At 36.1% G+C, this 25,701-nt stretch carries 21 protein-coding genes; 13 read left to right on the forward strand and 8 right to left on the reverse strand.

Annotation, left to right across the window (positions count from 1 at the left end):
* Positions 1–56 precede the first annotated feature (56 nt).
* From D8M06_RS18220 to D8M06_RS18230, 3 genes are all read right to left on the reverse strand, one after another.
* Positions 57–419 (reverse strand): DnaJ family domain-containing protein, encoded by a 363-nt coding sequence (locus tag D8M06_RS18220; RefSeq protein ID WP_121206010.1) that lies wholly within the window; start codon positions 417–419, stop codon positions 57–59.
* 147 nt (positions 420–566) lie between these two features.
* Positions 567–1,103 carry a ribonuclease H-like YkuK family protein gene (locus D8M06_RS18225; protein WP_121206011.1) on the reverse strand — a complete coding sequence of 179 codons (537 nt, stop codon included), beginning with the start codon at positions 1,101–1,103 and terminating at the stop codon, positions 567–569.
* Positions 1,104–1,236: 133 nt separating this feature from the next.
* Positions 1,237–1,653, reverse strand: a complete 417-nt coding sequence (locus tag D8M06_RS18230; RefSeq protein WP_121206012.1) for a YugN family protein — start codon at positions 1,651–1,653, stop codon at positions 1,237–1,239.
* 145 nt (positions 1,654–1,798) lie between these two features.
* Here D8M06_RS18230 and D8M06_RS18235 point away from each other — a divergent pair, with 145 nt between their 5' ends.
* The 3 genes from D8M06_RS18235 (at position 1,799) to D8M06_RS18240 (ending at position 3,122) form a co-directional block, all read left to right on the forward strand.
* A complete protein-coding gene (locus tag D8M06_RS18235; RefSeq protein WP_121206013.1) occupies positions 1,799–2,206 on the forward strand; it encodes a secondary thiamine-phosphate synthase enzyme YjbQ in 408 nt (135 codons plus the stop codon).
* A gap of 13 nt (positions 2,207–2,219) precedes the next feature.
* Positions 2,220–2,693 (forward strand): hypothetical protein, encoded by a 474-nt coding sequence (locus tag D8M06_RS19765; protein WP_147404995.1) that lies wholly within the window; start codon positions 2,220–2,222, stop codon positions 2,691–2,693.
* Between the two features lie 99 nt (positions 2,694–2,792).
* On the forward strand, positions 2,793–3,122 hold the full coding sequence (locus D8M06_RS18240; RefSeq protein WP_121206014.1) for a nitrous oxide-stimulated promoter family protein: 330 nt from the start codon (positions 2,793–2,795) through the stop codon (positions 3,120–3,122).
* 262 nt (positions 3,123–3,384) lie between these two features.
* Here D8M06_RS18240 and D8M06_RS18245 read toward each other — a convergent pair whose 3' ends face one another.
* Complete coding sequence (locus tag D8M06_RS18245; RefSeq protein ID WP_121206015.1) at positions 3,385–4,305, reverse strand: ketopantoate reductase family protein; 921 nt, start codon at positions 4,303–4,305, stop codon at positions 3,385–3,387.
* Positions 4,306–4,449: 144 nt separating this feature from the next.
* Here D8M06_RS18245 and D8M06_RS18250 point away from each other — a divergent pair, with 144 nt between their 5' ends.
* A complete protein-coding gene (locus D8M06_RS18250; RefSeq protein WP_121206016.1) occupies positions 4,450–5,076 on the forward strand; it encodes a methyltransferase in 627 nt (208 codons plus the stop codon).
* Positions 5,077–5,178: 102 nt separating this feature from the next.
* The gene (locus D8M06_RS18255) at positions 5,179–5,946 is read left to right on the forward strand and encodes a GNAT family N-acetyltransferase (protein WP_121206017.1); all 768 of its coding nucleotides are present in this window, start codon (positions 5,179–5,181) and stop codon (positions 5,944–5,946) included.
* Positions 5,947–6,328: 382 nt separating this feature from the next.
* Here D8M06_RS18255 and D8M06_RS18260 read toward each other — a convergent pair whose 3' ends face one another.
* Entirely contained in the window at positions 6,329–7,225 is an 897-nt protein-coding gene (locus D8M06_RS18260; protein WP_121206018.1) for a patatin-like phospholipase family protein, read from the reverse strand.
* A gap of 212 nt (positions 7,226–7,437) precedes the next feature.
* Between D8M06_RS18260 and D8M06_RS18265 the strand changes: the two genes are divergently transcribed.
* Together D8M06_RS18265 and D8M06_RS18270 are read left to right on the forward strand one after the other, a co-directional pair.
* Complete coding sequence (locus D8M06_RS18265) at positions 7,438–7,803, forward strand: ArsR/SmtB family transcription factor (protein ID WP_121206019.1); 366 nt, start codon at positions 7,438–7,440, stop codon at positions 7,801–7,803.
* Positions 7,790–9,952 (forward strand): heavy metal translocating P-type ATPase, encoded by a 2,163-nt coding sequence (locus D8M06_RS18270; RefSeq protein ID WP_421904736.1) that lies wholly within the window; start codon positions 7,790–7,792, stop codon positions 9,950–9,952. Before D8M06_RS18265 ends, D8M06_RS18270 begins: the two co-directional genes overlap by 14 nt.
* Positions 9,953–10,131: 179 nt before the next feature.
* On the opposite strand, the gene pulA is transcribed toward D8M06_RS18270, so the two are convergent.
* The gene (pulA, locus tag D8M06_RS18275; protein WP_121206021.1) at positions 10,132–12,288 is read right to left on the reverse strand and encodes a type I pullulanase; all 2,157 of its coding nucleotides are present in this window, start codon (positions 12,286–12,288) and stop codon (positions 10,132–10,134) included.
* A gap of 315 nt (positions 12,289–12,603) precedes the next feature.
* Between pulA and glgB the strand changes: the two genes are divergently transcribed.
* From glgB to D8M06_RS18300, 5 genes are read left to right on the forward strand one after another with little or no spacing between them, the layout of a single operon-like run.
* On the forward strand, positions 12,604–14,517 hold the full coding sequence (glgB, locus tag D8M06_RS18280) for a 1,4-alpha-glucan branching protein GlgB (protein ID WP_241558992.1): 1,914 nt from the start codon (positions 12,604–12,606) through the stop codon (positions 14,515–14,517).
* Complete coding sequence (locus D8M06_RS18285; protein ID WP_241558993.1) at positions 14,514–15,674, forward strand: glucose-1-phosphate adenylyltransferase; 1,161 nt, start codon at positions 14,514–14,516, stop codon at positions 15,672–15,674. The genes glgB and D8M06_RS18285 overlap by 4 nt, the downstream gene beginning before the upstream one ends.
* Positions 15,671–16,777 carry a glucose-1-phosphate adenylyltransferase subunit GlgD gene (gene glgD / locus D8M06_RS18290; protein ID WP_121206023.1) on the forward strand — a complete coding sequence of 369 codons (1,107 nt, stop codon included), beginning with the start codon at positions 15,671–15,673 and terminating at the stop codon, positions 16,775–16,777. Before D8M06_RS18285 ends, glgD begins: the two co-directional genes overlap by 4 nt.
* A gap of 37 nt (positions 16,778–16,814) precedes the next feature.
* Positions 16,815–18,245 (forward strand): glycogen synthase, encoded by a 1,431-nt coding sequence (locus D8M06_RS18295; RefSeq protein ID WP_121206024.1) that lies wholly within the window; start codon positions 16,815–16,817, stop codon positions 18,243–18,245.
* A gap of 12 nt (positions 18,246–18,257) precedes the next feature.
* Complete coding sequence (locus D8M06_RS18300) at positions 18,258–20,687, forward strand: glycogen/starch/alpha-glucan phosphorylase (protein WP_121206025.1); 2,430 nt, start codon at positions 18,258–18,260, stop codon at positions 20,685–20,687.
* Positions 20,688–20,830: 143 nt separating this feature from the next.
* Here D8M06_RS18300 and D8M06_RS18305 read toward each other — a convergent pair whose 3' ends face one another.
* Complete coding sequence (locus D8M06_RS18305) at positions 20,831–21,994, reverse strand: pyridoxal phosphate-dependent aminotransferase (RefSeq protein ID WP_121206026.1); 1,164 nt, start codon at positions 21,992–21,994, stop codon at positions 20,831–20,833.
* Positions 21,995–22,476: 482 nt separating this feature from the next.
* On the opposite strand from D8M06_RS18305, the gene brnQ reads away from it, so the two are divergent.
* Positions 22,477–23,835: a branched-chain amino acid transport system II carrier protein gene (gene brnQ, locus D8M06_RS18310; RefSeq protein WP_121206027.1), complete on the forward strand. Its 1,359-nt coding sequence runs from the start codon at positions 22,477–22,479 to the stop codon at positions 23,833–23,835.
* Positions 23,836–23,899: 64 nt separating this feature from the next.
* Here the strand turns inward: brnQ and D8M06_RS18315 are convergent, their stop codons facing one another.
* Positions 23,900–24,556 (reverse strand): GntR family transcriptional regulator, encoded by a 657-nt coding sequence (locus tag D8M06_RS18315; RefSeq protein WP_121206028.1) that lies wholly within the window; start codon positions 24,554–24,556, stop codon positions 23,900–23,902.
* Between the last annotated feature and the right edge of the window lie 1,145 nt (positions 24,557–25,701).

Raw genomic sequence — 25,701 nt, forward strand, 5'->3', positions numbered from 1 at the left:
GTAATCTACTAAGTTTCATTATATTATGCGAACATGAAGTTTCCAAATCTGAAACATTAATTTTGTAAATTTAATAACTTTTTGTATATCTTTTGAGCATAGGTACGGAAAGTTTGGTTTTTCTGCAATTCTCTTTTCTTTACCAATTCTTCCAATTGCTTTTTCTGCAATGATTCCGTTTTTCTTGTTTTACCAGTTGCAAAAGTATATAAATCATTAAATGTGAGAGAACGCTTCTTTTTTTCTTGTTCCTCAGGAATATAACCTGCATTTTTTAAAATTTTATATGCTCTTCTTATTTCTGGAGACAAACCTTGTAACTCTTCTTTTAAATGAAGTGGTTTTCCTTTTCCGGGAAGATCATCAAATTCACCGTTATCAATAGATTCTTTGATTTTTTCTTCAACAAAATGATACATAAAAAAAGCCTACTTTCTATTATTATTCGAAAAATAGGAAGTTTGATAGAAGTATATCGCAGTAAAAGTGTTTAAGCAATAATTGGAGGCCGTATTTAGAAATAAATACGACCTAAGGATTATGAGGTGTATATACTCGCTTCAACCTTACTTGGTGTACCGATTTGCGTAGGAACTCGCCACAAAAGAATCGGGTTTAATTTTTGGTTCTACACCGATTGATTCCATTCTTGATACCATTTCATTTACAAAGATTCTGGTCTTATTCCTATTTCCTGATCCAATGTCAATATGTCCTTCTATAGTAAAGGATGCACCTTTATAGATATTAGGGAGGACAATATCAATTAGCTGGTCTTTTCTTTCTTCTGTAAACATTGATACGACTTCTTCCGTTAAGGTAGTTTCATATGATATGCGCTCGTGAAGGTTTGTCATTTTACGAGGTACGATTATTTTACGAATGCAAGCCCATGCCCCTTTTTTCTCACGCTGAATGACAATTCCGGTGATAAATTTTGTGTAGTAACCATGTACTTGCGAATCTGTTCCAAACATTAAACGATAGTTTCCAATTCGGTCTTTTTCCATGAACTGAACAATGTGACTGAATACCTGTTCAAATGACATGTTCTTCTGGCTTAGGTTTTGGAACGAATAATTTAATACCTTTAATTTTGACATTTTTCCCTTCCTTTTTAATAAGAGTGAGTTACTTCATGAAGGCTTTATTGCTTTCTGCCTCAGTACATTATATTCATTACTAAATATTTACGATTGTTTTTCTTAAACATTCCTAAAAATATGTAAATTATCTTTAGGAAACTCGAACTTTATTCATCACTTGTTCGATTACTTGTTCTCCAGTTTTTTCCCAATAACTTTTATCATGAATCTTTCCATCAGGATCAAGGGGTTTTTGAAATTGATTAAATCCTGTAGCGGATAGTAAAGAATTTTCATCTTTATCTAATCCAAAATTCACGACATGTTTAATAACAAAAGGAGTTCGGAACTCGATATAAGCATCCGGACGGTCCAGTTCACCATCTAGTACATGAAAAGGAATTCGCAAATAGATGGATTCACCATTTTCTCGCCACAGTAAGGCATCAAAAAAGGCACCGTCATATTCCCAGCTTCCGCATAAAGTAAGTCCCATTGATTTCAGTTTTTTTGATATATCTCCGAAGTATCCCTGCTGTCCTTCTAGTTCCGTATGTAATTTCAACATTTTTATTCACCTCATTTAAAATTGTTACGATTATTTTTAACTATAATTGGAATAAAATACCTAGAATGGACAATTCTTTTCTATAATTATTTATTAATGATAATATGATGATGAAAAGACATTTTTAACTTGGAGGATAGTTTCAATGAGCAAAAACCTTTATTCATTTAATATCACGACCAGTGAAAAGCAGGATTTTGTTAATATTGACCGATATATAGAAACAGCACTTACTAAGAGTGGGGTGAGGGAAGGGATGATGGTAATTTATTGTCCCCATACAACAGCGGCAATTACAATAAATGAAAATGCAGATCCTGATGTAAAAACAGATTTAAAATTAGGTCTAAATGAGACCTTCCCTAATAAGCAGGAGTATATTCACATGGAGGGGAACTCAGATGGCCATATGAAGTCATCCGTAGTAGGAGCTAGTGAAACCATCATAATCTCAAATGGACACCCTATATTTGGTACTTGGCAAAGTGTCTATTTTTGTGAATTTGATGGTCCGAGAAGAAGAATGTTCTATGTGAAAATTATCGAAGGTTAAGAGGCGGAATGAGATGGTTTCGTCTTTTTTATATGGTATGGAGAGCACTTTGCGAATGATAGAGAGTGGAGCGCGGTTGATAGAGCCCGCGAGACGGTTGATAGAAAGTGAAACGCGGTTGATAGAACGCGCGAGACGGTTGATAGAAAATGAAACGCGGTTGATAGAGCGCACGTGGCGGTTGATAGAAAATGAAACGCGGTTGATAGAGCGCACGTGGCGGTTGATAGAAAGTGAAACGCGGTTGATAGAGCGCACGTGGCGGTTGATAGAAAGTGGAGCGCGGTTGATAGAGCCCGCGAGACGGTTGATAGAAAGTGAAAAGCGGTTGATAGAGCCTACATCGCGGTTGATAGCACCCGAACCCAACCGATACATCCCACTCCCCCATCAATTGAACTGGCTTAGCATTAACATCCCGATTAATCATAAATATACTGTTAACAACGTATCAAAGCTATGTATATATTTAATTGTGAAAAAATGAACAATATATGAATTTTAGCATGAATCAAGCAAATTTAAAGTGAAAGTGGTTTATCATGAAAGTAGGATTATTATCATTTTATGAAAGAAGGGATGGACGATGGCAAGAAGGGAGCTAAATAATGGTCCCGTTATTCAAGATGAAAAAGAAACAGTATCGAAAATGATTCATATATATTGCAGAAAAAAACACCATCATCAACATGATTTATGTGATGAATGTAATGATCTATTAAACTATTGTATGCAAAGGTTATCATTATGCAGATTCGGTGAAAAGAAAAGCGCCTGTTCGAATTGTAAAGTACATTGCTATCGACCGGAGTATCGAGAAAAGATAAAAAGTGTCATGCGTTATAGCGGCAAATGGATGCTGTTATATCATCCAGTTTATTCTGTTAAACATCTGGTAAAGCAAAATCAGAAATAAACATATAGGAACGTATCCATTTAATGGAGATGGGGTAAAAAAATGAGAAAGGATTTTCTTGTTTTGGGCCTTTGCGGGTTTGGAAGGAGTGTCTGCAAGGAATTATATCATCTTGGGGATGAAGTGCTTGCAGTGGATTGGGATACGGAATAGGTAGATGCCATGAAGAATGATGCACCTTGTACAGTCGTTGCAGATGCAACAAGTGAAAGAGATTAAAAAGACACGCTAGAACTCGCGTGTCCTCTTTAATAATTCTTTTCTATACTTTTGCCATTTTCTCCACTATGTGTATCATCTTAAATAGTTGGTTATTCACAGGTGTTGGAATATTATATTTCCTGCCTAGCTCGCAAACCTTCCCGGCAAAATGCTCTACTTCCGTTTTCCTGTTAGCTAGGATATCTTGTAGCATCGACGTCTGCCCGTCAGGTGAAAGTTTTTGTATAATAGGGCGATAATGTTTAACGTCTTCCTCTGTTAAATGAACACCAGCTTTCTTAGAAATAGCTACAACTTCATACATGGCGGATTCCATCCATTCATGAAGTGCAGGAATTTGCTGAAAGTATCCGTACGGGGCCTTTAGTACAGCGGAGGTTTGATTAATTCCAACATTAAACATAAACTTTGCCCAAATGGTGTGCCAAATGTCTTCAGAAATCTCATAAGGAATTCCTGCTTCGGTGAATAATTGTTCTACTGCCAGGACATCTTCCGAGACGGATTTATCTTTCTCTCCATAACATATTTTCCCAATACTTGTGTAGCGAACAGAAAAATCATCTCTCAAGGCATCTATCCCTACACACATGCTATAGAGGATATGATCACTTCCAGTAGCATCATAGATTTCTTCTTCACTGGAAATTCCATTTAATAGAGAAAGTATAATGGTACTAGGTCCTATATGACTTTTAACATGTTCAATCGCTTGATTAAGTTCTGCATTTTTAGTTGCTATGATGACTAAATCCGCTGGGTCAGAGTCTATCTCGGGAAGAATGTAATTAAACTGCTGTCTCGTTCCATTTACTTTAAATTCGGTATTTTGATAGCGTACCAACCTTTCCTGGTTGAGAATGACTTTAAAGTTTTGGCCTAATAATGTTTGTAATTTACTACCGTATGATGCACCAATAGCTCCTAAACCAACTAATACGACTTTCTGAATTTTTCCCATGTTAATCCCCGCTTCTTTCTATTATATTTTAAACTATTATATAAGATAACTTTTCAGAATACAAAATAAATTAAGAGGGTTATTTTACAGTACGGGAGAATAACGATATGATAAGAGGAATGAAATTATAGTTGGAGAGATAATATGAAAGAATACTACTATGATAAATTGCTGAACATCAGGACAAGGAGAGACAGGAACAACTCCTCGGGCGCATCTATCCATTACCATCCGTATGAACCCACACCGTACAGTGCCCTAGAGAAACTATTCAGTGAATATGAAATCAAAGAAAACGATCGTATAGTTGATTTTGGATGTGGAATGGGAAGGTTAAATTTCTTCGTCCATTATTTTTATCACGCATCAGTTGTTGGTATTGAAATGAATAAGGATTTCCATGAAAAAGCGTTAATTAACCAGAATGAATACTTAAAAAAGTGGAAGCGGAATACTGATAAAATTCAATTCCTTAGTTGTTTGGCTGAGGACTATAAGATTAAGGAAACAGATAATCGCTTCTATTTCTTTCATCCATTTTCCATTCAGATTTTCCGTAAAGTAATTCAGAATATATTAATTTCGGTAGAAGAAACAGACCGGGAATTAGAATTAATTTTATATTATGCACATGATGATTATATTTACTTTTTGGATAATGAAACATACTTTAATTTGGTTAAGGAGATAAAATTGCCGGGTCTATATGAACGAAATCCATACGAACATTTTTTAATTTATCGACTTGATTATCAAGGGAAACAAATTTAATATTTGAATAGATGGACAGGAGTTCAGGAAATTTTTACTATCCCTACTAGGTAGGGGGGGAAATTGAGCAAAAGTAGTATGAATATAGAGGGGAATATTAGGATGAAGGAAATTACATTTAAAAATATTAATATTATAGGAAATGTGATAGTAGAAAATGAACTTTATAAACAAGTACATTACCCTGAAATGATTATTCGTTATGATAGTAATTTTATAGAATTTAAGAAAATGCCTTCTCTTATCAAACTACAAGAGGCGGAGACATATCTTAGAGACTTTCATAAAAAGCATAACCAGCAACATGTGAAGTTTTACTTTCCTGAAAACGAAAAACCATGTGAGGAAATACTTACTTATCTTCGTTTCCAGAAGTATGATATTGGTTTTTTAGAGCTGTATGCTATTCAGCCGGAAAACTTCCCTGCAGTTGATAACCATCCAGAAATTGACATTCAGGAAGTGAACGAACAGAATTTTAATGCATATATCAAATTGCAATATGAAATAGATAGGCAGTTTGGAGAAGACTTTGCTAAGCAGAAGATAGATTTAAATACGAAGCATTATTTTGATTCGGGCATTATGCAGATAATTGCTTATTATCAGGGGGAGCCTGTGGGAAGCATGGATGTGATTATTTCTGATGAGACCGCAGAAATTGATGGTTTAGAAGTAAAAAAAGCTGTGCAAAGAAAAGGAATAGGAAGCAGGTTGCAGCAATATGTAATGGATAAGTTCTCTGATAAAACGATCATACTCGTTGCAGATGGAGAGGACACTCCAAAAGAAATGTATAAGAGGCAGGGTTATCAATACTTAGGGTATCAATATGAAGTGCAGAAAATAGAAGAACCAAATAAATCTTAGTGTAGAATGTATATATGAGATATCTATAACCAATAAAGAGGTTTGGACATAACTAAAGTGTTTAACTCAGAAAACGAACAATGTGCACATTTTTTTCCTGCAGGAGTCGTCTGCACTCCACTCCAATCGACCAGCTTACTAGTGATCAATATATTTATGCAAAGTTACATGCAAAAATTTAAAAAGTACCAAATTAGCGAAGGCAATACACGGAGACTTCTGCGGGAGCAAAAGCATAGGTGAGACCCCGCAGTGCGACAGCACGAGGAGGCTCACCAGCTGCCCGCGAAGAGCGTAGTGTATTTCCGTAGCGGGTTATATAGCAATATTCTTAATTATAGTAATCCATATTTTAAATAAAATGTAAAAAAAGAGCCTTTATTTAAGATGGCACATTTCCAGAAACAAAAGGTTTGATGTTATCTTTGGCTTCAAGAAAGAGTTCAAGCTGGCTATACTTGCTTTCAGCTTCTGTATATCCTTGCAAATATAAATTCTTAAGCTTTTCCTTATTATTATCAAATCTGGTTGCGGTTAATGGCTGTTCAGGTTGTATGATAAAGACTTCATTTGTTTTTTCCATTTCATAGATTTGCTTCATTGTATCGTTATATATTTGATGTCTGTCACGAAGTATCTTAATAAGTTCAGGTTTATCTTTAAAGATTCGTTTAAAAAACCAATTTAATTTGGTTGCTTTTTTGATATACCCTCTATTTCTAGTAAGTACAACAATATGTTTTTTCATACCTTGCTTAACTAATGGTCGTATCGGGATAGGGTCAGATACTCCCCCATCCATTAATTCCATATTATTATATGTAATACTCGGTGCTAACACAGGTAAGGAACAGGAAGCTCGAGTAATAGTAAATAGTTCCTCTTGTGATTGGTATTTATCAAAGTAAACTGGATCACCGGTATGAATATTGGTTGTTCCAATAATAAATTTAGTCGGTGAATTTAAAAAGGCCACAAGATCTAATGGGACAATTTCACGAGGAATTTTATCAAATATATAATCCATCCCAAATATTTCTTTGTTACGGATCCAGTTTTTGATAGATACCGCATCTTTATGGTTCGTCACTTCCTCTAGAATTTTATAGTTACGAGTTCGTTGTTTTGTGATATAGGAGCTGCCAATCAGTGCACCTGACGAAGCAGTTGCGACGACAGGGAATTCGATGCATTTATCAAGGAATAAATCTAGAACTCCAGCCGTATAGGCGCTTCTCATCCCCCCGCCTTCTAACAAAAGCCCTGTATTTTCTATCAATTACGCACACTTCCCTTTCTTTCTGTTAAACAATGTAAAGCATTCGTTAGGACTAGTACCTTTCTTTCGATTTCATATAAAACTATTATACCAAGTATATCAAACACTGGATGTTTTAGAATACTGCTAAATCAATGGAAGAAGTTGGTTGCATTTTGTATTCACTTTACATAAACTAATAATCAAACAAGTATTTGAATGAGGGGATTCCTTTGGGTAAAGATGTCTGTGAGATAACATGTATTGATGAAGAAAAGGTAACAAGTGTAAGACAAAATCTTTCTGAACAAAATACTTTGGAAGTAGCGAAGATATTTAAAGCTTTATCAGATGATACAAGAATAAAAATCGCTTATGCTCTTTCTATGGAAAATGAGTTATGTGTATGTGATGTAGCTAATATTGTTGGTGCGACAACAGCTACTGCATCTCATCATTTGCGGTTGTTAAGGAATATAGGGTTGGCAAAATATCGTAAAAACGGAAAACTGGTTTTCTATTCTATTGATGACGAACATGTTAAACAATTAATTCAATTTGCCTTCTCAGGAAGAAAGGAGGAAGTTGAAATTGGCTGATGAAGTTGTAAAAGATCAGAAACATACCTACCTGGTTCAGGGGTTCTCTTGTGCAAATTGTGCGGGGAAATTTGAAAGAAATGTAAAAGAGTTACCTCAAGTTTATGATGCAAAGGTTAACTTTGGAGCATCAAAAATTTCTGTATATGGTGAAGTAACTGTAGATGAGCTGGAAAAAGCAGGGGCGTTTGAAAACTTAAAGGTAACGCCAGAAAGAAAACGAGGAGAAAGCAGACCCGAAAATAATGAGCAGAGTCAGGAGAAAGTGTCTTTTCTTAGTAAATATAGTACATTACTAACTTCTCTTTTATTTGTTGTATTTGGCTACATCTCCCAATTTGTTAATGGCGAGGATAATTTGGTGACCGTTTTGCTTTTCCTTGCCGCTATCGTGATGGGTGGCTATTCTTTATTTATTGTCGGCTTTCAAAACTTGCGTAAATTAGATTTCGATATGAAGACATTGATGACTGTTGCAATTATCGGTGCAGCTCTGATAGGCGAATGGGCAGAGGGAGCAGTTGTTGTTATTCTCTTTGCTATAAGTGAGGCCCTAGAAAGTTATTCGATGGATAAAGCGAGACAGTCGATTCGCTCACTTATGGATATTGCCCCAAATGAAGCGCTCATTAGAAGAAAAGGAGAAGAAATAACGGTTGGTGTGGAGGACATTGCAATTGGCGATATTATGATTGTTAAGCCTGGTCAAAAGATTGCAATGGACGGTGTTGTCGTTAATGGTCATTCAGCAGTAAATCAAGCGGCTATTACAGGGGAGTCTGTTCCGGTTGAAAAAAGGTTAAATGATGAAGTGTTTGCTGGAACCATTAATGAAGAAGGACTACTGGAAGTAAAAGTAAATAAATTAGTAGAAGATACGACTATTTCAAAAATTATCTATTTAGTTGAAGAAGCTCAAGCAGAAAAAGCACCTTCCCAAGCATTTGTTGATAAATTCGCTAAATATTATACACCCATCATTATGGTTATCGCAGCCTTAGTTGCAGTGATTCCACCACTTCTGTTTGCCGGTAGCTGGGAAACTTGGGTTTACCAAGGATTAGCAGTTTTAGTGGTAGGCTGTCCTTGTGCACTTGTAATTTCCACACCGGTATCTATAGTGACAGCCATTGGAAATGCTGCTAAACACGGTGTTCTTGTAAAGGGTGGTGTTTATCTGGAAGAAATGGGCGCAATCAAGGCTATTGCTTTTGATAAGACAGGTACCTTAACAAAAGGAGTACCAACAGTAACAGATTTTAAGGTGTTTGATGAAACTGCTGATGAGCGAGAAATATTAGCCTTAATAACAGCTCTGGAGTATCGCTCTCAGCACCCACTTGCATCTGCTATTGCTGCAAAGGCGGATAAAGAAAATGTTTCCTATAAGGAAGTTCCAGTGGAAGACTTTACATCGATTACCGGAAAAGGGATTAAAGGCACAATTTATGGGCAGACATACTACATTGGCAGCCCAAATTTATTTAAAGAAATCACACTACCGCTAGACGAACAAGTTGAAAGATGTATTACTGCGTTCCAGAATCAAGGTAAAACAGCCATGGTTGCTGGAACAGATGATGAAATACTTGCTGTAGTAGCCGTTGCAGATGAGGTAAGGGAAACAAGCAGTAAAGTGATTGAAAAACTCCATCGATTGGGAGTTCATAAAACGATTATGCTAACTGGAGATAATCAAAAAGCAGCACAGGCCATTGGAAATCAAGTAGGGGTTACAGATGTAGAAGCTGAATTACTTCCAAAAGATAAGTTAGTTGCTGTGAAAAAATTAAACAATGAATATGGCAGTGTATCAATGATTGGCGATGGAATTAATGATGCTCCTGCATTAGCTGCCTCTACAGTCGGGATTGCAATGGGCGGTGCAGGTACAGACACAGCACTTGAAACAGCCGACGTAGCATTAATGGGAGATGATTTGAGTAAACTGCCATTTACCGTGAAACTAAGCAGAAAAACACTAGCAATTATTAAACAAAACATTACATTCTCAATCGGGATAAAATTAGTTGCCTTACTATTAGTTGTACCAGGATGGCTCACGTTATGGATCGCAATTTTAGCAGATATGGGGGCTACTCTTCTCGTAACAGCAAATGGACTCAGATTGCTTGGTGTAAAGGAATAAGTTTGAAAGCGAACAGGTCTTTATGAGAACTGTTCGCTTTTTTAGGCAGATAGGAGAATACAATACTTTCTTCCTGCATAAGGCGGGCTTTGGCTGTCGCCGAAAGGTTTGGCGACAGCCAAGTTTTCTAATGTTTGTGCGTTAGATGCTAATGTTCATATTTAGGTGCTTATAAAGCATTACTTTTCTGCATTTCCAATAAAATTGGCTTCCACCATTCTGCCAATCTTTTTGCGGGATTTTTGCACTACCATCAATTCATAAGGATCAATGGAAGCATATTCACCTATGATCAGACTGTATTCTTTTTTCTTTATATTGGTAACAGCAATTTTCCATTGCCCTGGAGAAGGAAGCTGTAGGGTATAACTCTTCTTTGTCGGATTGGCATATACAGAAAAATCAGCCTCATCTCCTAGTAAAGTTATTCCAATAACTGGTTTAGGAGTTTCTAAAACATAGAATCTGCGACGTATTTCATTTTTTGTTTTTAATCGGAAAACCTCATATTTCTTTCTTAATGATATCAATTGTTTCACAAAGCGGATATTTTCTGTTTCGAGCTCTCGTTTCCCCCAGTCCAACTGATTGATTTCATCCTTTGCAATATAACTATTTTCAACTCCTTGTTTGGTGCGGTACCATTCCTGTCCTGCATGAAGAAAAGGTACTCCCTGGCTTAGTAGCGTCAGTCCTGTTGCAAGCTGATGCATTTTCTTTCGGTCCAATTCAGTGGCCCTTGGATTCGTTAGTAAAAGACGATCCCATAATGTATGGTTATCATGGCATTCCACATAATTAATGGTTTGCGATACTTCCGATACAAAAGGAATGCCAAACTCTTCAAGAACGCATCCTGAAAGTAAATGTGGCAACCTCTCCTTAAAATGTCCATCTCCATTTATAAAACCAGTATCATCATGGTGAAATAAGCTGCCTTTGATTGTATCCCGAAAAAAGTCATTGAAGAAATGTATGTCTTTTAGCATATGAGAGTTTGTGTTCGTTGCCTTTTGATGAGTTGTAAGAGCAGTTGGCAAATCCCATCCTTCACCTAATAGCATGATTGGTGTGGACTCTTTTTTACATCGTTCTGCGATCTGTGTCATTGTATCTATATCTAGTGAACCCAATAAATCAAAACGAAAACCATCTACTTGATATTCTCTTAGCCAAAAATCAACTGTATCTAAGATGAATTTTCTTGCCATTTTTCGTTCGGATGCAAAATCATTTCCGACTCCAGTTCCATTGCTAAGTGTTCTGTCTGGATGATAACGGAAATAGTATCCTGGAACCATCTTTTCAAATGTAGATTCCTCCATGATGAAAACATGGTTATACACAACGTCTAATATTACGGACAGATCTTCCTGGTGGAAAGTTTCAATCATCAATTTACACTCGTTTATCCGGGCAATGGGGTCCTCTGGAAATATAGAATAACTGCCTTCAGGAGCTTGGAAATAAAGAGGATCATATCCCCAGTTATAAGAACCATCTGGATGAAGTTCATCTACCCTAGCAAAATCATTGATAGGCAAAAGTTGAACGTGTGTAACTCCCAATTCTTTTATATAGGAAAGAGCAGTTGTAAAATTATTTTCAGTTTTCGTATTTTTTTCTGTTAAACCAATAAATTTCCCTTTACTTTTAACCCCGCTATCTTTATGAATAGTGGCATCTCTAACGTGGAGTTCATAAATAATGCTGTCTTGCAGATGTTCCATTTTAGGTCTTGAGTTCGTCTCTCCACTCAATTGTTTCGTTCTTGATAAGTCAACAATGATTCCTTTTTCACTATTTGGCAGCATGGATTTAGCATAAGGATCATTGACACATCTTGTTTGTCCATTTACGGTGATTTGAAATTCATAGGGATAGCCATGCCAATCACCTTCAATTAGAAATTTCCATATTCCTCTTTCATGCTTCTTAAGAGGATAGATCTGATCATTTAATATTAAGTCAACAGATACCGCAGTTGGAGCCCAAACAGAGAAAGTAGTTTGCAAACGGTCGCAAATGGCACCTAGTTCTGTATCAAGATTAGCATACTTTTCATCAAACCAATTCGTTCGAACAATGGATCCTGGAAAAATTGGAATCTTTGTATCTCCCCAATGGAGATACAAATTCTCGCCCATTGGCAGTTCTTCATGAAAACGAATCTTAATCATTTTTTCATCGATAACCTGTTCTACTTTTGTTTGAATGTAGATCTCTTTTGCTTCCCAATATATAGTTGGATAATGATTTTGACCCAGTAATTTTTTAACATCACCAATAACGGATAATTCATGTATATTATCAATCCATGCAACTTGATTTTTCACAGGAAGCAACTCCTTCTTAGTATCTATGCATATTAGTATATGTAGATATTCTAAATATGCAAATATACGTATTCTTTAAAACGATAATAACCTTTTATTCCATACATTAAACAGAGTTTACTGGAGCTTAATAGTTTTCGACATTAATAGAGCGGATTAACTTTAAATTAGCGACATTTGTCGAACGAATCTTCAGAAATTTCATTGAAGTGAATGGTTATTCATCCTATAATTATTCCTATATTAAAAGGTATTTCCGCATTATTTTCGTTATGTCGGGTTCCTGCCTATTGGTTTAAGGAGGTATCATCGTTTTTGAAGTATCATATATCAGAACAGGACATTTATTTATTTCATCAAGGGACAAATTACCATAGTCAACAATTTCTAGGATGTCATTTTATCCAATGGGAAGGTAAAAAAGGATTCCGTTTTACTGTTTGGGCCCCTAATGCGAAGAGTATCTCTGTTGTAGGTGATTTTAACCATTGGAATAAAGAGTCCCACTTGTTAGAACGACTCACAATAGAAGGACTTTGGGTTGGCTTTTTTACAGATGTATCCCCTAACCAAGCCTATAAATATCATATTATATCTTCAGATGATGAGGTGAGGTTAAAATCAGATCCATATGCACTTCAATCAGAACTTCGACCAAAAACAGCGTCGTTAACTCCAGAAGTCTCTACATATGAATGGAAAGATAAAAACTGGTTAGACAAAAAGAAACACTATAAACCTTATGCATCACCTATGTCTATTTATGAAGTTCATTTAGGAACATGGAAAAAGAAGGATTCAGGAGAATATTATACATACAAGGAATTAGCGACAGAATTAATTCCTTATGTGAAGTCGTTAGGATTTACCCATATTGAGTTATTGCCTCTAGCTGAACATCCATTTGACTTATCTTGGGGTTATCAAATTACTGGTTATTTTTCGGTAACTGCTCGGTATGGAAATCGTAATGAATTTAAATACTTTATCGATCAATGTCATGCAAATGATATTGGTGTCATTATGGACTGGGTTCCTGGTCACTTTTGTAGGGATGACTTTGCACTACGGAGATTTGATGGGCGGCCTCTATATGAATATGCTGACCCAAAAAAGGCAGAGAAAAGATCATGGGGTACCCTTAGTTTTGATTTTGGCAGACCTGAAGTCCAAAGCTTTTTAATTTCCAATGCCTTATTTTGGCTGGAAGAGTATCACATAGATGGAATACGAGTCGATGCAGTAGCAAGTATGCTTTATCTGAATTTTGACCGATCTGATTGGGAGGATAAGATTTATAATTCCTATGGTGGGGAGGAGAATTTAGAAGCATTCGCCTTTATCCGTAAACTGAATAAAGTTATCTTTTCCTATGAACCAAACACATTAATGATGGCAGAGGATAGTTCTGATTTGCCAATGGTAACAGCACCAACACATTCAGGTGGACTGGGATTTAATTATAAGTGGAATATGGGCTGGATGAATGACATGCTTACCTATATGAAAAAAGACCCAGTACATCGTAAATGGCATCATAATCTATTAACCTTTTCTTTTATGTATACTAATTCGGAAAATTTTCTTTTGCCACTATCCCATGATGAAGTGGTTCATGGGAAAAAGTCATTACTTGATAAGATGCCAGGAGATCAGTGGCAGCAATTTGCCAATCTAAGGTTATTGTATGGATATATGACCTGTCATCCAGGAAAGAGTTTGCAGTTTATGGGAGGAGAGTTCGGGCAGTATGCAGAATGGAAGGATAAAGAAGAGTTAGACTGGCATCTTTTGAATTACCCACTTCACGAGGGAATATACAACTATGTCAAATCGTTAAATCATTTTTATCAAAGATATCCAGAGCTTTTCGAATTAGACCATGATTCAAATGGATTTGAATGGATAGACCCACATAATGTAGATCAAAGTATCATTGCTTTTAGAAGAAAGAGTAAAGAAAAAAACGAAGAACTAATCGTTGTCTGCAATTTCACTCCAAACGTGTATTACGATTATAAAATTGGTGTCCCGATTCCCGGGATATATCAGGAAGTTTTCAATTCTGACAAGAAAGAATTCGGGGGATCAGGACAATTAAACGAGAAAGAACATTTTAGTTTTCCAGAAAAGTGGCATGGATTGCCGCAACATATAAAGGTAAAAATACCACCATTAGCTATGACACTATTTAAAAATATAGATATTATGAAGGAGAGGGTAGTTTGAAAGAATGTGTAGGTATGCTTTTAGCAGGGGGAGAAGGAAAACGATTAGGTGCATTAACAAATCGTATTGCAAAACCAGCAGTGCCATTTGGAGGAATGTATCGGATCATTGATTTTACTTTAAGCAATTGTTCTAACTCAAATATACAAACACTTGGAGTATTAACACAGTACTCACCGCTTGAACTGAATAGACATATTGGAAATGGAAAGCCGTGGGATATGGATAGAAGGAATGGTGGGGTAACGGTACTGTCACCTTATACAGCCAAGACTGGTGGGGAATGGTATTCTGGTACAGCGGATGCTATTTATCAAAATATCCATTTCATTGATCAATATAATCCGGAATATGTTCTTGTTATTTCGGGTGACCACATATACCAAATGGATTATAGGAAATTACTGAATCAGCATAAACAATCTAATGCAGATGCAACGATTTCTGTTATTGAAGTCCCTTGGGAGGATGCGTCAAGATTTGGTATTTTAAATACTACGGAAAATATGCGTATCTATGAATTTGAAGAAAAGCCAGACCAACCTCAAAGCAACTTAGCTTCCATGGGAATTTATATTTTTACTTGGGAAACGTTGAAAGCATATTTAATGAAGGATGCACGGCTAACGACATCCAGTCATGATTTTGGAAAGGATATTATTCCTGCCATGCTGGAAGAAGAGAGAAGACTTTATGCCTATCGATTTGAAGGATATTGGAAAGATGTTGGTACAGTTCAAAGCTATTGGGAAGCGAATATGGACTTATTGGATGAGGGATGGGGAAGAAGTGCCTTGATTAATCGAAACTGGAAAATATCCACCAATGATTCAAACTTTCCTCCTCAATTTATCGGAGAAAGTGCAGAGGTTCACCATTCCATGATAAATTCAGGATGTTTTGTTAAGGGGAAAATTGATAGCTCGATTTTATTCAAAGATGTTGAAGTGAAAACTGGCAGTACGATTGAACAATCTATTTTGCATCCTGGCGTAACAGTAGGTTCCAATAGTGTACTAAGGCGTGTAATTGTGATGGAAAACACAGAAATACCTGAAGGAACGAATATTTCTGCAGGGGATGATGGGGAACCTGTAGTTATTAATCAGGATATATTGGATGGAATGCTGGCTATGACAGGAGGGGAACAGCGATGAAGACGTTGATGGGACTGATTAATTTAGAGCATGAACATCATGTATTCAATGAATTGACTTACTTTCGAAACAATGCCTCGATTCCTTTTGCAGGCCGTTATCGATTAATTGATTTTGCATTATCTAACATGGTGAATTCAGACATACATGAGGTAGCAATATTTGCTAGATCTAAGTACCGCTCCCTTCTTGACCATCTTGGAACTGGAGAAAACTGGGATTTGGACCGCAGGAACGGTGGTTTGTATATCCTTCCTCCTGACTGGAATGACCCTACTGATGTATCAAAAGGAGACTTACAGTTTTTTCATAATAATAGAGATTATTTTGACCGCGGGAAGTCGGAGTATGTCTTAATTAGCGGAAGTCAATTTATCGCAAATACAGATTATAAAGAAGCATTTAAATTGCATTTAGATCGAGGCGCTGATGTTACGTTAATTTCCACTTCCGTAGATGAATTAAAAGAGGAACATACACCATATTACCGCATTCAAGCTGACGACTTAGGCTGGGTTCAAAATATAACGAATGAACGTAGGAATCCAACTCTCTTTACAGGGACATACATCATTAATAAATCATTATTGAGGGAATTAGTAGATTACTGCATTGCGTATAACTTTGATAACTTTTTTGTTCATGGAATTAAAGACAAGTTATCGAATTTAAAGGTTCAGATTTATCGACATAAAGGTTATTCTGCATTTATAAATTCTATTGAAAGTTATTATCGTCATAATATGAATCTATTGGATGAGGAGAATTATCGTAACTTATTCTTTAAACCTACTTTTATACGAACAAAGATATCTAATAATCCACCAGTCAAGCATCATAATCAATCCATGGTTAAAAGGTCTATTCTAGCAAACGGCTGTTTAGTAGATGGAGACGTAGAAGGAAGTGTTCTGTTTAGAGGCGTTAAAGTGAATGAGGGCGCTACTATAAAGAATTCTATCATAATGCAACGCTGCGAGATTGATGAAGATGTTTATTTAGAAAATGTCATATTAGATAAAGATGTTCATGTGACAAAAGGACAGCAGATTATTGGTTCAAAAGACAAACCATATGTAGTTGCTAAGAGACAGGAAATATAAGGAGAGCTATATATAATCAAGAAAGGGAAGATATCAAATGGAGAACATATTATTTGTTGCCTCGGAATCCACTCCTTTCATAAAAACGGGAGGACTTGCAGATGTGATAGGTTCCCTTCCACAAGCATTAAATCAGCTTGAGCAGCTGGAGGTACGTGTTATTTTACCTTTATATGATGAGATACCAGAGGTATGGAAAGATAAAATGGAGTACCTTACTGCTTTTGATGTTCCATTTGGCTGGCGAAATCAGGATGCAACAGTATATACATTAAAACATAATCAGGTAATCTATTACTTTATATCCAATGATTATTATTTCACAAGAAAAGGTGTCTATGGATACTATGATGATGGCGAGCGCTTTGTTTATTATAGTCACGCTGTCATTGAATTTCTAAAACATACAGATTTTAAACCAGCAATTCTCCATGCTCATGATTGGCAGGCAGCGATGTCTGTAGTACTGGCGAATATTCGTAAACCGATTAATCAGATGAAAACAGTCTTTACTATTCATAACATCAAATATCAGGGGATAATGCCTATTGACATATTTAATGACTTCTTCGATTTGGATAGTAAACATATAGGTGGGATTGAATGGAATGGTACGCTTAATTGCCTGAAAGGGGCTTTATTTCACGCAGATAAAATTACGACGGTAAGCCCTACCTATGCAGAAGAAATTAAATACGCCTATTATGGTGAGGGGCTCGAATCAATCCTATTAGATAGAAACGAGGACCTTATAGGGATTTTGAATGGAATAGATACGAGGGACTACAATCCATTGACAGATTCCAATCTCCCAATAAAATACAGATCAGCCAGGTCTAAAAAGATAGAAAACAGATTAGCTCTAGGAGAAGAACTAGACTATCAGATGGATTTGGATAAGCCTTTATATGTCATTGTTACAAGGCTTGTGGAGCAAAAAGGCCTCCATCTTGTACAACGTATATTAGATGAATTTTTGCAAGAAGACGTTCAATTTATCATTTTAGGAACAGGTGAACAAGAATTTGAACATTACTTTGATGAATTAGCTTATCGTTATCCAAATAAGGTAAAAACACTTTTAACATTTGATGAAGGATTAGCAAGAAGACTATATGCAAGTGCTGATTTCTTTTTGATGCCATCAAAATTCGAACCATGTGGCTTGGCTCAGTTAATTGCTTTGCAATATAAAACAGTTCCGATTGTTCGGGAAACTGGCGGACTAAAGGACACGGTTTTCTCCTATAATGAGATAACGGGAGAAGGGAACGGGTTTAGTTTTACGAATTACAATGCACATGATTTACTGAATGTTCTAATGTATTCTCTGAGTATATACCATCATCCAGATCATTGGCAGCAACTAATAAAAAATGTAAACAATAGTCAGTTTAGCTGGAAGGACTCTGCATATGAGTATAGAAGATTATATGAGCAATTAGTACCAATTCCTATTTACGGATAAGGAGAGATGTAATTGCCACAGATAACTGCTAGTGATTTGAAAGAAAGAATAGAAAAAAGATTAATCATTGAAAATGGAATGGAAGTAGCAAATGCCACGAATAAAGATGTTTATTATGCGCTTGCCTCGATTGTAAATGAGGAAATCATCCCTAACTGGTTTAATACTAATCAAAAGTATGCTTCGAAGCGTTCTAAACAAGTTTATTATTTATCAATGGAATTTTTGATTGGACGGCTTTTGGAAAGCAACCTTCTTAACTATGGCATGCTCCATGCTGCAAAGGAAGCATTGGAAGAATTAGGGTTTCATACGGAAAATGTGTTTGCAGAGGAACGTGATGCGGCACTTGGTAATGGTGGGTTAGGAAGGCTGGCTGCTTGTTTCCTCGACTCATTAGCTTCCTTATATTACCCTGGCCATGGTTTCGGGATCCGTTATCGATATGGATTGTTTGAGCAACGAATTATACACGGTAATCAAGTGGAACTTCCAGATTATTGGCTGAAGAATCCCTATCCATGGGAAACAAGAAATGAAGAAGAGTCTGTTGTCATTCAGTTTCAAGGAAAGGTACATATGTTTAAAAGAAATGATGGATCTTTGGAATTCAAATATGAAAATACGGATAAGGTTATGGCAGTTCCGTATGATATTCCGGTGGTGGGATATAAAAATAACGTTGTTAACACGTTAAGGTTATGGAGTGCAGAACCTATTCCAGGAACAGAGAATGAACGGATGGAAGAAAATCAAGCGTTCTATCATGACTTAGATCATCAACATTCTATTGAGCAAATATCTGGGTTTCTTTATCCAGATGACTCAAGTTATGAAGGCAAAGAATTACGACTAAAACAACAATATTTCCTTGTCTCATCCAGTATTCAAAATATCCTCAAAAAATTCAAGAAGAGTTATCACCTTCCTCTTAGCAAATTACCGGAAAAGGTGGTTATCCAAATTAATGATACACACCCAAGTTTAGCTATTCCAGAAATGATGCGAATATTAATGGACGATGAAAGAATGGAATGGGATGCTGCTTGGAAAGTAACGACCAATGTCTTTGCTTATACCAATCATACAACTCTAAGTGAAGCTTTAGAGACTTGGCCAGAGGAAATGATAAAAGATTTACTGCCGAGAATATATATGATTATTGAGGAAATTAATGAGCGCTTTTGTCAATCTATTTGGTTTGATCACGAAGAATTAAGAGATGAGATTCCTGAATTGGCCATTATCTCCTATGGCAGAGTTCATATGGCAAGACTGGCAATCGTTAGTAGTTTTAGTGTAAACGGTGTGGCACGTATTCACACAGAGATTTTAAAAAAGAAAGAGATGAAGGACTTTTATTCGCTTTTTCCAAATAAGTTCAATAATAAAACGAATGGAATAACACACCGGCGCTGGTTGCTTCAAGTGAATCCAAAACTTGCTGAGGTCGTTTCAGATGTAATAGGGTCACAATGGATCAAGCGGCCTAAACAACTGATTAGCTTATTAAAATATTCGAATGATAAAGCACTATTAGAGCAATTTGATCAGGTGAAACATGAAAACAAAAAATTGCTAGCCAACTATATCCATCAACAAACAGGAATTCTTATTGATGATCAATCTATCTTTGACGTACAAATAAAACGACTGCATGAATATAAACGGCAACTATTGAACATCTTTCATGTCATTTATTTATACAACGAACTGAAGGAAAACCCGAATCAGGATATGACACCACGTACCTTTATTTTTGGTGCAAAGGCAGCACCAAGTTATTATCTAGCCAAAGAAGTTATTAAGCTAATTAATACAGTAGCATCGATTGTAAATTATGATACAAGTATACAAGGAAAGTTAAAGGTTATTTTTCTGGAGAATTATAATGTTAGTCTCGCTGAAAGAATTATTCCTGCGGCAGACATTAGTGAGCAAATCTCAACAGCAAGTAAAGAGGCATCAGGAACTGGAAATATGAAAATGATGATGAATGGAGCACTAACGCTTGGTACATTGGACGGAGCCAATATTGAGATTCGTGACTTGGTAGGAGACGATAATATTTTTATTTTTGGCCTAACGGCAGATGAGGTGTTAGAGTACTATCAAAATGGTGGTTATAATGCAAGAGATATATACCATACAGATGATCGGGTGAAAAGAATACTTGATCAACTAAACCAGGGTGCATTTGGAGTTCATGATATAGAATTTAAGGATATTTTTTACAATATTCTTTATCATAATGATCCATATTTCGTGTTAAAAGATTTTGAGCCATATTTAGAGACACATGAATTAGTTGAGCGAGCATATCGTGACCGTCTAACGTGGATGAATATGAGTGTGACTAATATCGCTTACTCAGGAAAATTCTCCAGTGATCAAACCATTCGAGAGTATGCTTCTGATATATGGAAGATTAAACAGGTTTAAGTAATGGCTCTTTTCTAAAAGATTGTTGCTTTTAACAAGTTTTTATCAAATTTAGGCTTAGAGACATTTCTCTAAGCCTAAATTTGTGGGCATTTTTCAAAAGTGATATATAATACAATAACTTAAATAACATGAAAGTTAATCTAAAAGATACCTAGTTTTTCCACTCGTTCTATTGCTTCTTTTAATCGATCTTCTTCTACTAATAACCCAACACGTACATATCCTTCGCCATATTTTCCAAAACCATTTCCTGCTGCAACAGCAACATTTGCTTTATCCAGTAAAAGTTCAGCAAATGATTCGCTAGTATAGTTATCTGGAACAGGAAGCCATGCGAAAAACGAGCCTTTTGGTGCTTCTACATCCCAGCCAATTCGTTGACATTCAGAAATAAGGGTTTTGCGTCTATTTTCATAGAGTCTTATAAGATTTTCTACACAGGATTGTTCACTGGTTAATGCAGTAACTGCAGCTTCCTGTACTGCGGGAAATAAGCTAACAAACAAATGGTCTTGCAGTAAATTAATGGCTTCAATCATTGTGGAATTGCCCACTGCAAATCCCACTCGCCAACCGGCCATATTATACGTTTTTGATAATGTATAGAGTTCCACACCAACTTCTTTTGCTCCTTCGGCTTGCAGAAAGCTAACTGGCTTCTGTCCATCAAAGCCTATTGCACCATAAGCGAAATCGTGAACAATACCAATCTCATGTTGAGATGCTAACTGAACTGTTTCCTGGAAAAAATCAACAGTTGCTGTTGCCCCTGTGGGGTTGTTAGGATAATTCAAGTAGAGTAATTTAGCTTCGTCTTTCTGTTCTGGAGTAAGTGCGTGATAGTCTGGTAAAAAATTATTCCTGGAGAGTAATGGCATCGTATCATATCTAACATTTGCCAAGCTAACACCTGATAAATAATCAGGATAACCCGGATCAGGAAGTAGCATTAAATCCCCTTCATTCATTAAGGTTAGGGGTAACTCGACTAGGCCCACTTTAGCTCCAAAGAGAATAGCGACTTCCGTATTCGGATCAATATCAACATTGTATTCTCGTTTGTAAAAGTCTGCAGCTGCTTGTTTAAATTCATATGTTCCGCTAAAGGGAGAGTATTTATGGTTTTTCGGATCTTCTGCAGCTTTCTGTAGTGCTTTTACTATATGCGTTGGTGTAGGCTGGTCTGGATTACCTTGACCTAAATTAATGACATCCCGCCCCTCTTCAATTGCTGCATTAACACTTTGAACAAGGCTAGCAAAAAATTGCGTTGGCAATTGTTTCATACGATTTGATAATTCCATTTTCGAACCCCTTTTTAAATTATGGTAAGTTAGATAAATGTTATAATGTTTTACTTGATGTGTCTACCTTATTAAATGATTTAGTTAGCTCTTTTCGTATAGTTTGTTGCTTTTGAAGATTTTTTGATAGAAACTCCTGATTTATTTAATTAAGAATAGTGCTTTATATCCGCTACGGAAAGCGACTGCCCGGAGCGGAAATCAACAACGCACTACATTACACATTTATTTTTAATTAAGTTAATCAGGATTCTATATAAAATGTAAGGTAAAAAAGCTACAATTTATTTAGAAAAGAGCCTTTATTTAAACCGTTTTATAGTTCTGAATTATCAAATTAGTACTTCCTTGCGAAAATTATCAAAAAATTTAATGAAAATATATTGCATTTTATTTAGGAAGATAGTATCATAGATTTCATCCAATATATTGCATACATTTTTATCGTTTTTAAATTACATCATGTCTTGGGGGGAACAAAAATGAAGGAAAAACTTCCATTTTCAAATTATTTAGCAATCGGATTTATGTTATTTGCTCTTTTCTTTGGAGCAGGAAATCTAATTTTTCCAGCTCAGCTAGGTCAATATTCCGGTACGAACCTTGGACCAGCAGCTATTGGCTTTTTACTTACTGGTGTCGGATTGCCACTTCTTGGTATTCTAGCAATGGCATTCTCCGGCAGTCGAGATTTGCAGGATCTTGCAAGTAGAGTCAGCCCTGGATACGGCATTTTCTTTACAGCATTACTATACTTAACAATCGGACCATTTTTTGCTATTCCACGTACAGGAACAGTAGCGTTTGAGGTAGGACTTGCTCCGTTTGTAGGTGATGGTTCTCTACAATTGATTCTGTTCATTTTTACGTTAGTATTCTTTGCAATAGTTCTTTTATTTTCATTATACCCAGCAAAACTTGTTGATAATGTTGGTAAAATATTGGCTCCTGCTCTAGTAGTATTACTGGCCGTTCTATTAATTACAGCGTTCGTAAACCCGATGGGGGCAGCACAAGCACCTGAAGAAGCGTATGCAAGTGGTGCGTTTATGAAAGGATTTCTAGAAGGTTATAACACGATGGATGCACTTGCTTCCTTAGTATTTGGTATCATCGTTATCGGTACAGTCAAGTCATTTGGAGTTACTTCAAGAAAAGAAGTATTATCTGCAACAGCTAAATCAGGAGTTATTGCAGTCATATTACTAGGTGCCATCTATGTAGGTATTGCTTATCTTGGTGCAACAAGTACAGCAACACTAGGCTTATTTGAAACAGGTGGTCCGGTACTAAGTGGAGCTGGTGCACACTATTTCGGAACAATAGGGTCTGTGCTATTAGCAGTACTTATCATTCTTGCCTGTATGACAACTGCAATAGGTTTAATTACAGCAAATGCAGAGTATTTTAATAAATTACTTCCAAAATTCAGTTATAAAACCTTAGTTGTCTTCTTTACAACATTGTCATTTGTAATAGCTAACTTTGGATTAGCGAATATTATTTCTTTCTCTATTCCAGTGTTAATGTTCCTTTATCCATTAGCTATCGTCCTGATGCTATTAACATTCTTATCACCATTGTTTAATCATGCTCGAATGGTTTATGTAGCAACAACCGTTGTTACATTATTAATCAGTATCTTTGATGGACTTAAATCATTATGTGATTCATTAGGAATTGACTATTTTAGTTGGATGGTGCCAGTCGTTAACTTCTATGAACAAGTATTACCACTTTATGGACAAGGACTTGGATGGTTAGTGCCTGCACTTATCGTAATCGTAATTACAGGAATTATTGCTCGTGTGCAAAAAGTAACTACAGCACAAGAAGTATAAAATCTTTTAAAAAAATAGGAAAAGACCGGCTAACTAAGCCGGTCTTTTTTATGCTCAAGCTAGTTCATTCAACACCTGGAAATAACTCAATAGTTCGCAGCCAGTTTTCTTTCATTATGGCCGTTAGGGTGTCAACATCCTTGTTTTTCATCAATTCAATAATTTTAGCGTGATCTTCAATAGAATGTTCCGTTAAGATAATTGAATTGTGGAAGAATTGCCTTCTTACGTGTGCTTGTAACGATTCGATTAAATTTTTGATGTACTTATTATTAGCAGCGTCAACAATAATGTCATGGAATTGTTCATCGATTTTCAAGGCAGAATAATAATTTTTCGATTGAATGGCTTCTGCAAATCGACTATTTGTATTTTCGAGCAAACTTATTGTCTCGTCAGTTAGATGGTTAATTGCTAATTCTGCTGATAATGCTTGTAAAACTGCTAAAGGTGGTAAGAGTTCCTTGATAGAGCTTCTTTCAATCTCTGTCACCTGTGTTGCTTTCCCAGGGAACATCTCGACGAATCCCTGTGCTTCCAGAAGTTGCAGTGACTCTCGTACTGGAGTTCTGCTGACTCCCAATGCTTGTGCTAATTCTGTATCATTAATTTTTTCGCCTGGGAGTAATGTCCCGTCTATAATCCATTGCTGTAGTTGATTAAATGCGCTTTCTTTTGCAGATTGTCTAGTTGGTTTTTCATGATTTATTGGTATAGGCATGTCTTGTAACCTCCCAGAAATTAATTAGCCTATCAATTATTATACTATAAATCTAATTATATTGTAATATGCAATATATTTGTTTGGGGGATAGATAAATCGGAGAACTGGGAAGTGGGAAAACCATCTCGTTCCTTTTTTGCTCTTTTCTAAAAGATTGTTGCTATTAAAATGACTTTACCCGTATTTAACAGTATAAATAGCAACTAATACGCTCAGAAAATATTCTGCGCGTTTTATAACGTGATATTTAATTTTCTTCTTCAACTAAGGACCAGCTAGTTTAATAGTGGTCTGATTATGGACATACGTTCCGCTATTTCTTTAAATAAATGTATTTGAGTATTTTCGTGGACATATGTTCCGTTATTTCATGGATATCCCGACTAAATAATGACTATTTAACTATATAAGGAATCTGATGTCCGCTTATGTTTTAAATTGGCTCTTTTCGATCAATTAACGGATTTAATGTCTGCACCAGCTCTTTCCAAACTCAAAACCCATTCTTACATATTAGTTTTTAACACTCGTTTTAGCACCTTAATTACAGATTATACATAACCTTATATACTTTGTTAAAAACAAATAAATGTTGTCATATCAATAAAATTAGGGGTACAAAACGCTATGAGATTTGTACCCCTAATTAGTGTGTTATTTATTAAAATCGAATGATGGGAAAAATTATTCTCATATAAGGAGGGAATTCATTGGAAAAGCCTTTAAAAAAAGGCTCTTTTCGTATTGTTTGTTGCTTTTAAAGATTTACAGTTGATAGAAACTCTTAATAATTTGAATTCAGATTAATGTGCTTAACTCTCGCTGCAGAAATACACTACGCGCACCTTAGGGGAGCTGGTGAGCCTCCTTCGTGCTGACGCACAAAGCAGTCTCACCGATGCTCTTCTACCCGCAGGACAAGGAGCGCCTCGGCAGGGTTACATCGCACGCAGAAAAAAGTGGTCTTCTTTTTTCAAGGAGTCTCCGTGTATTTCCTTCGCTAATTTGGTGCTTTATAACTTCCAAGCATGTTATAAAGACTTTATAGATATAGATATAGCTACCACTATTAAGCAGGTTGATTGGAGCGGAGGGCAGTCGACTCCTCGAAAATAAAGGGCAATTTTCTTCGTGCGATGTAA

This window comes from Oceanobacillus halophilus, from assembly GCF_003628505.1.
Classification (GTDB): Bacteria; Bacillota; Bacilli; order Bacillales; family Amphibacillaceae; genus Oceanobacillus; species Oceanobacillus halophilus.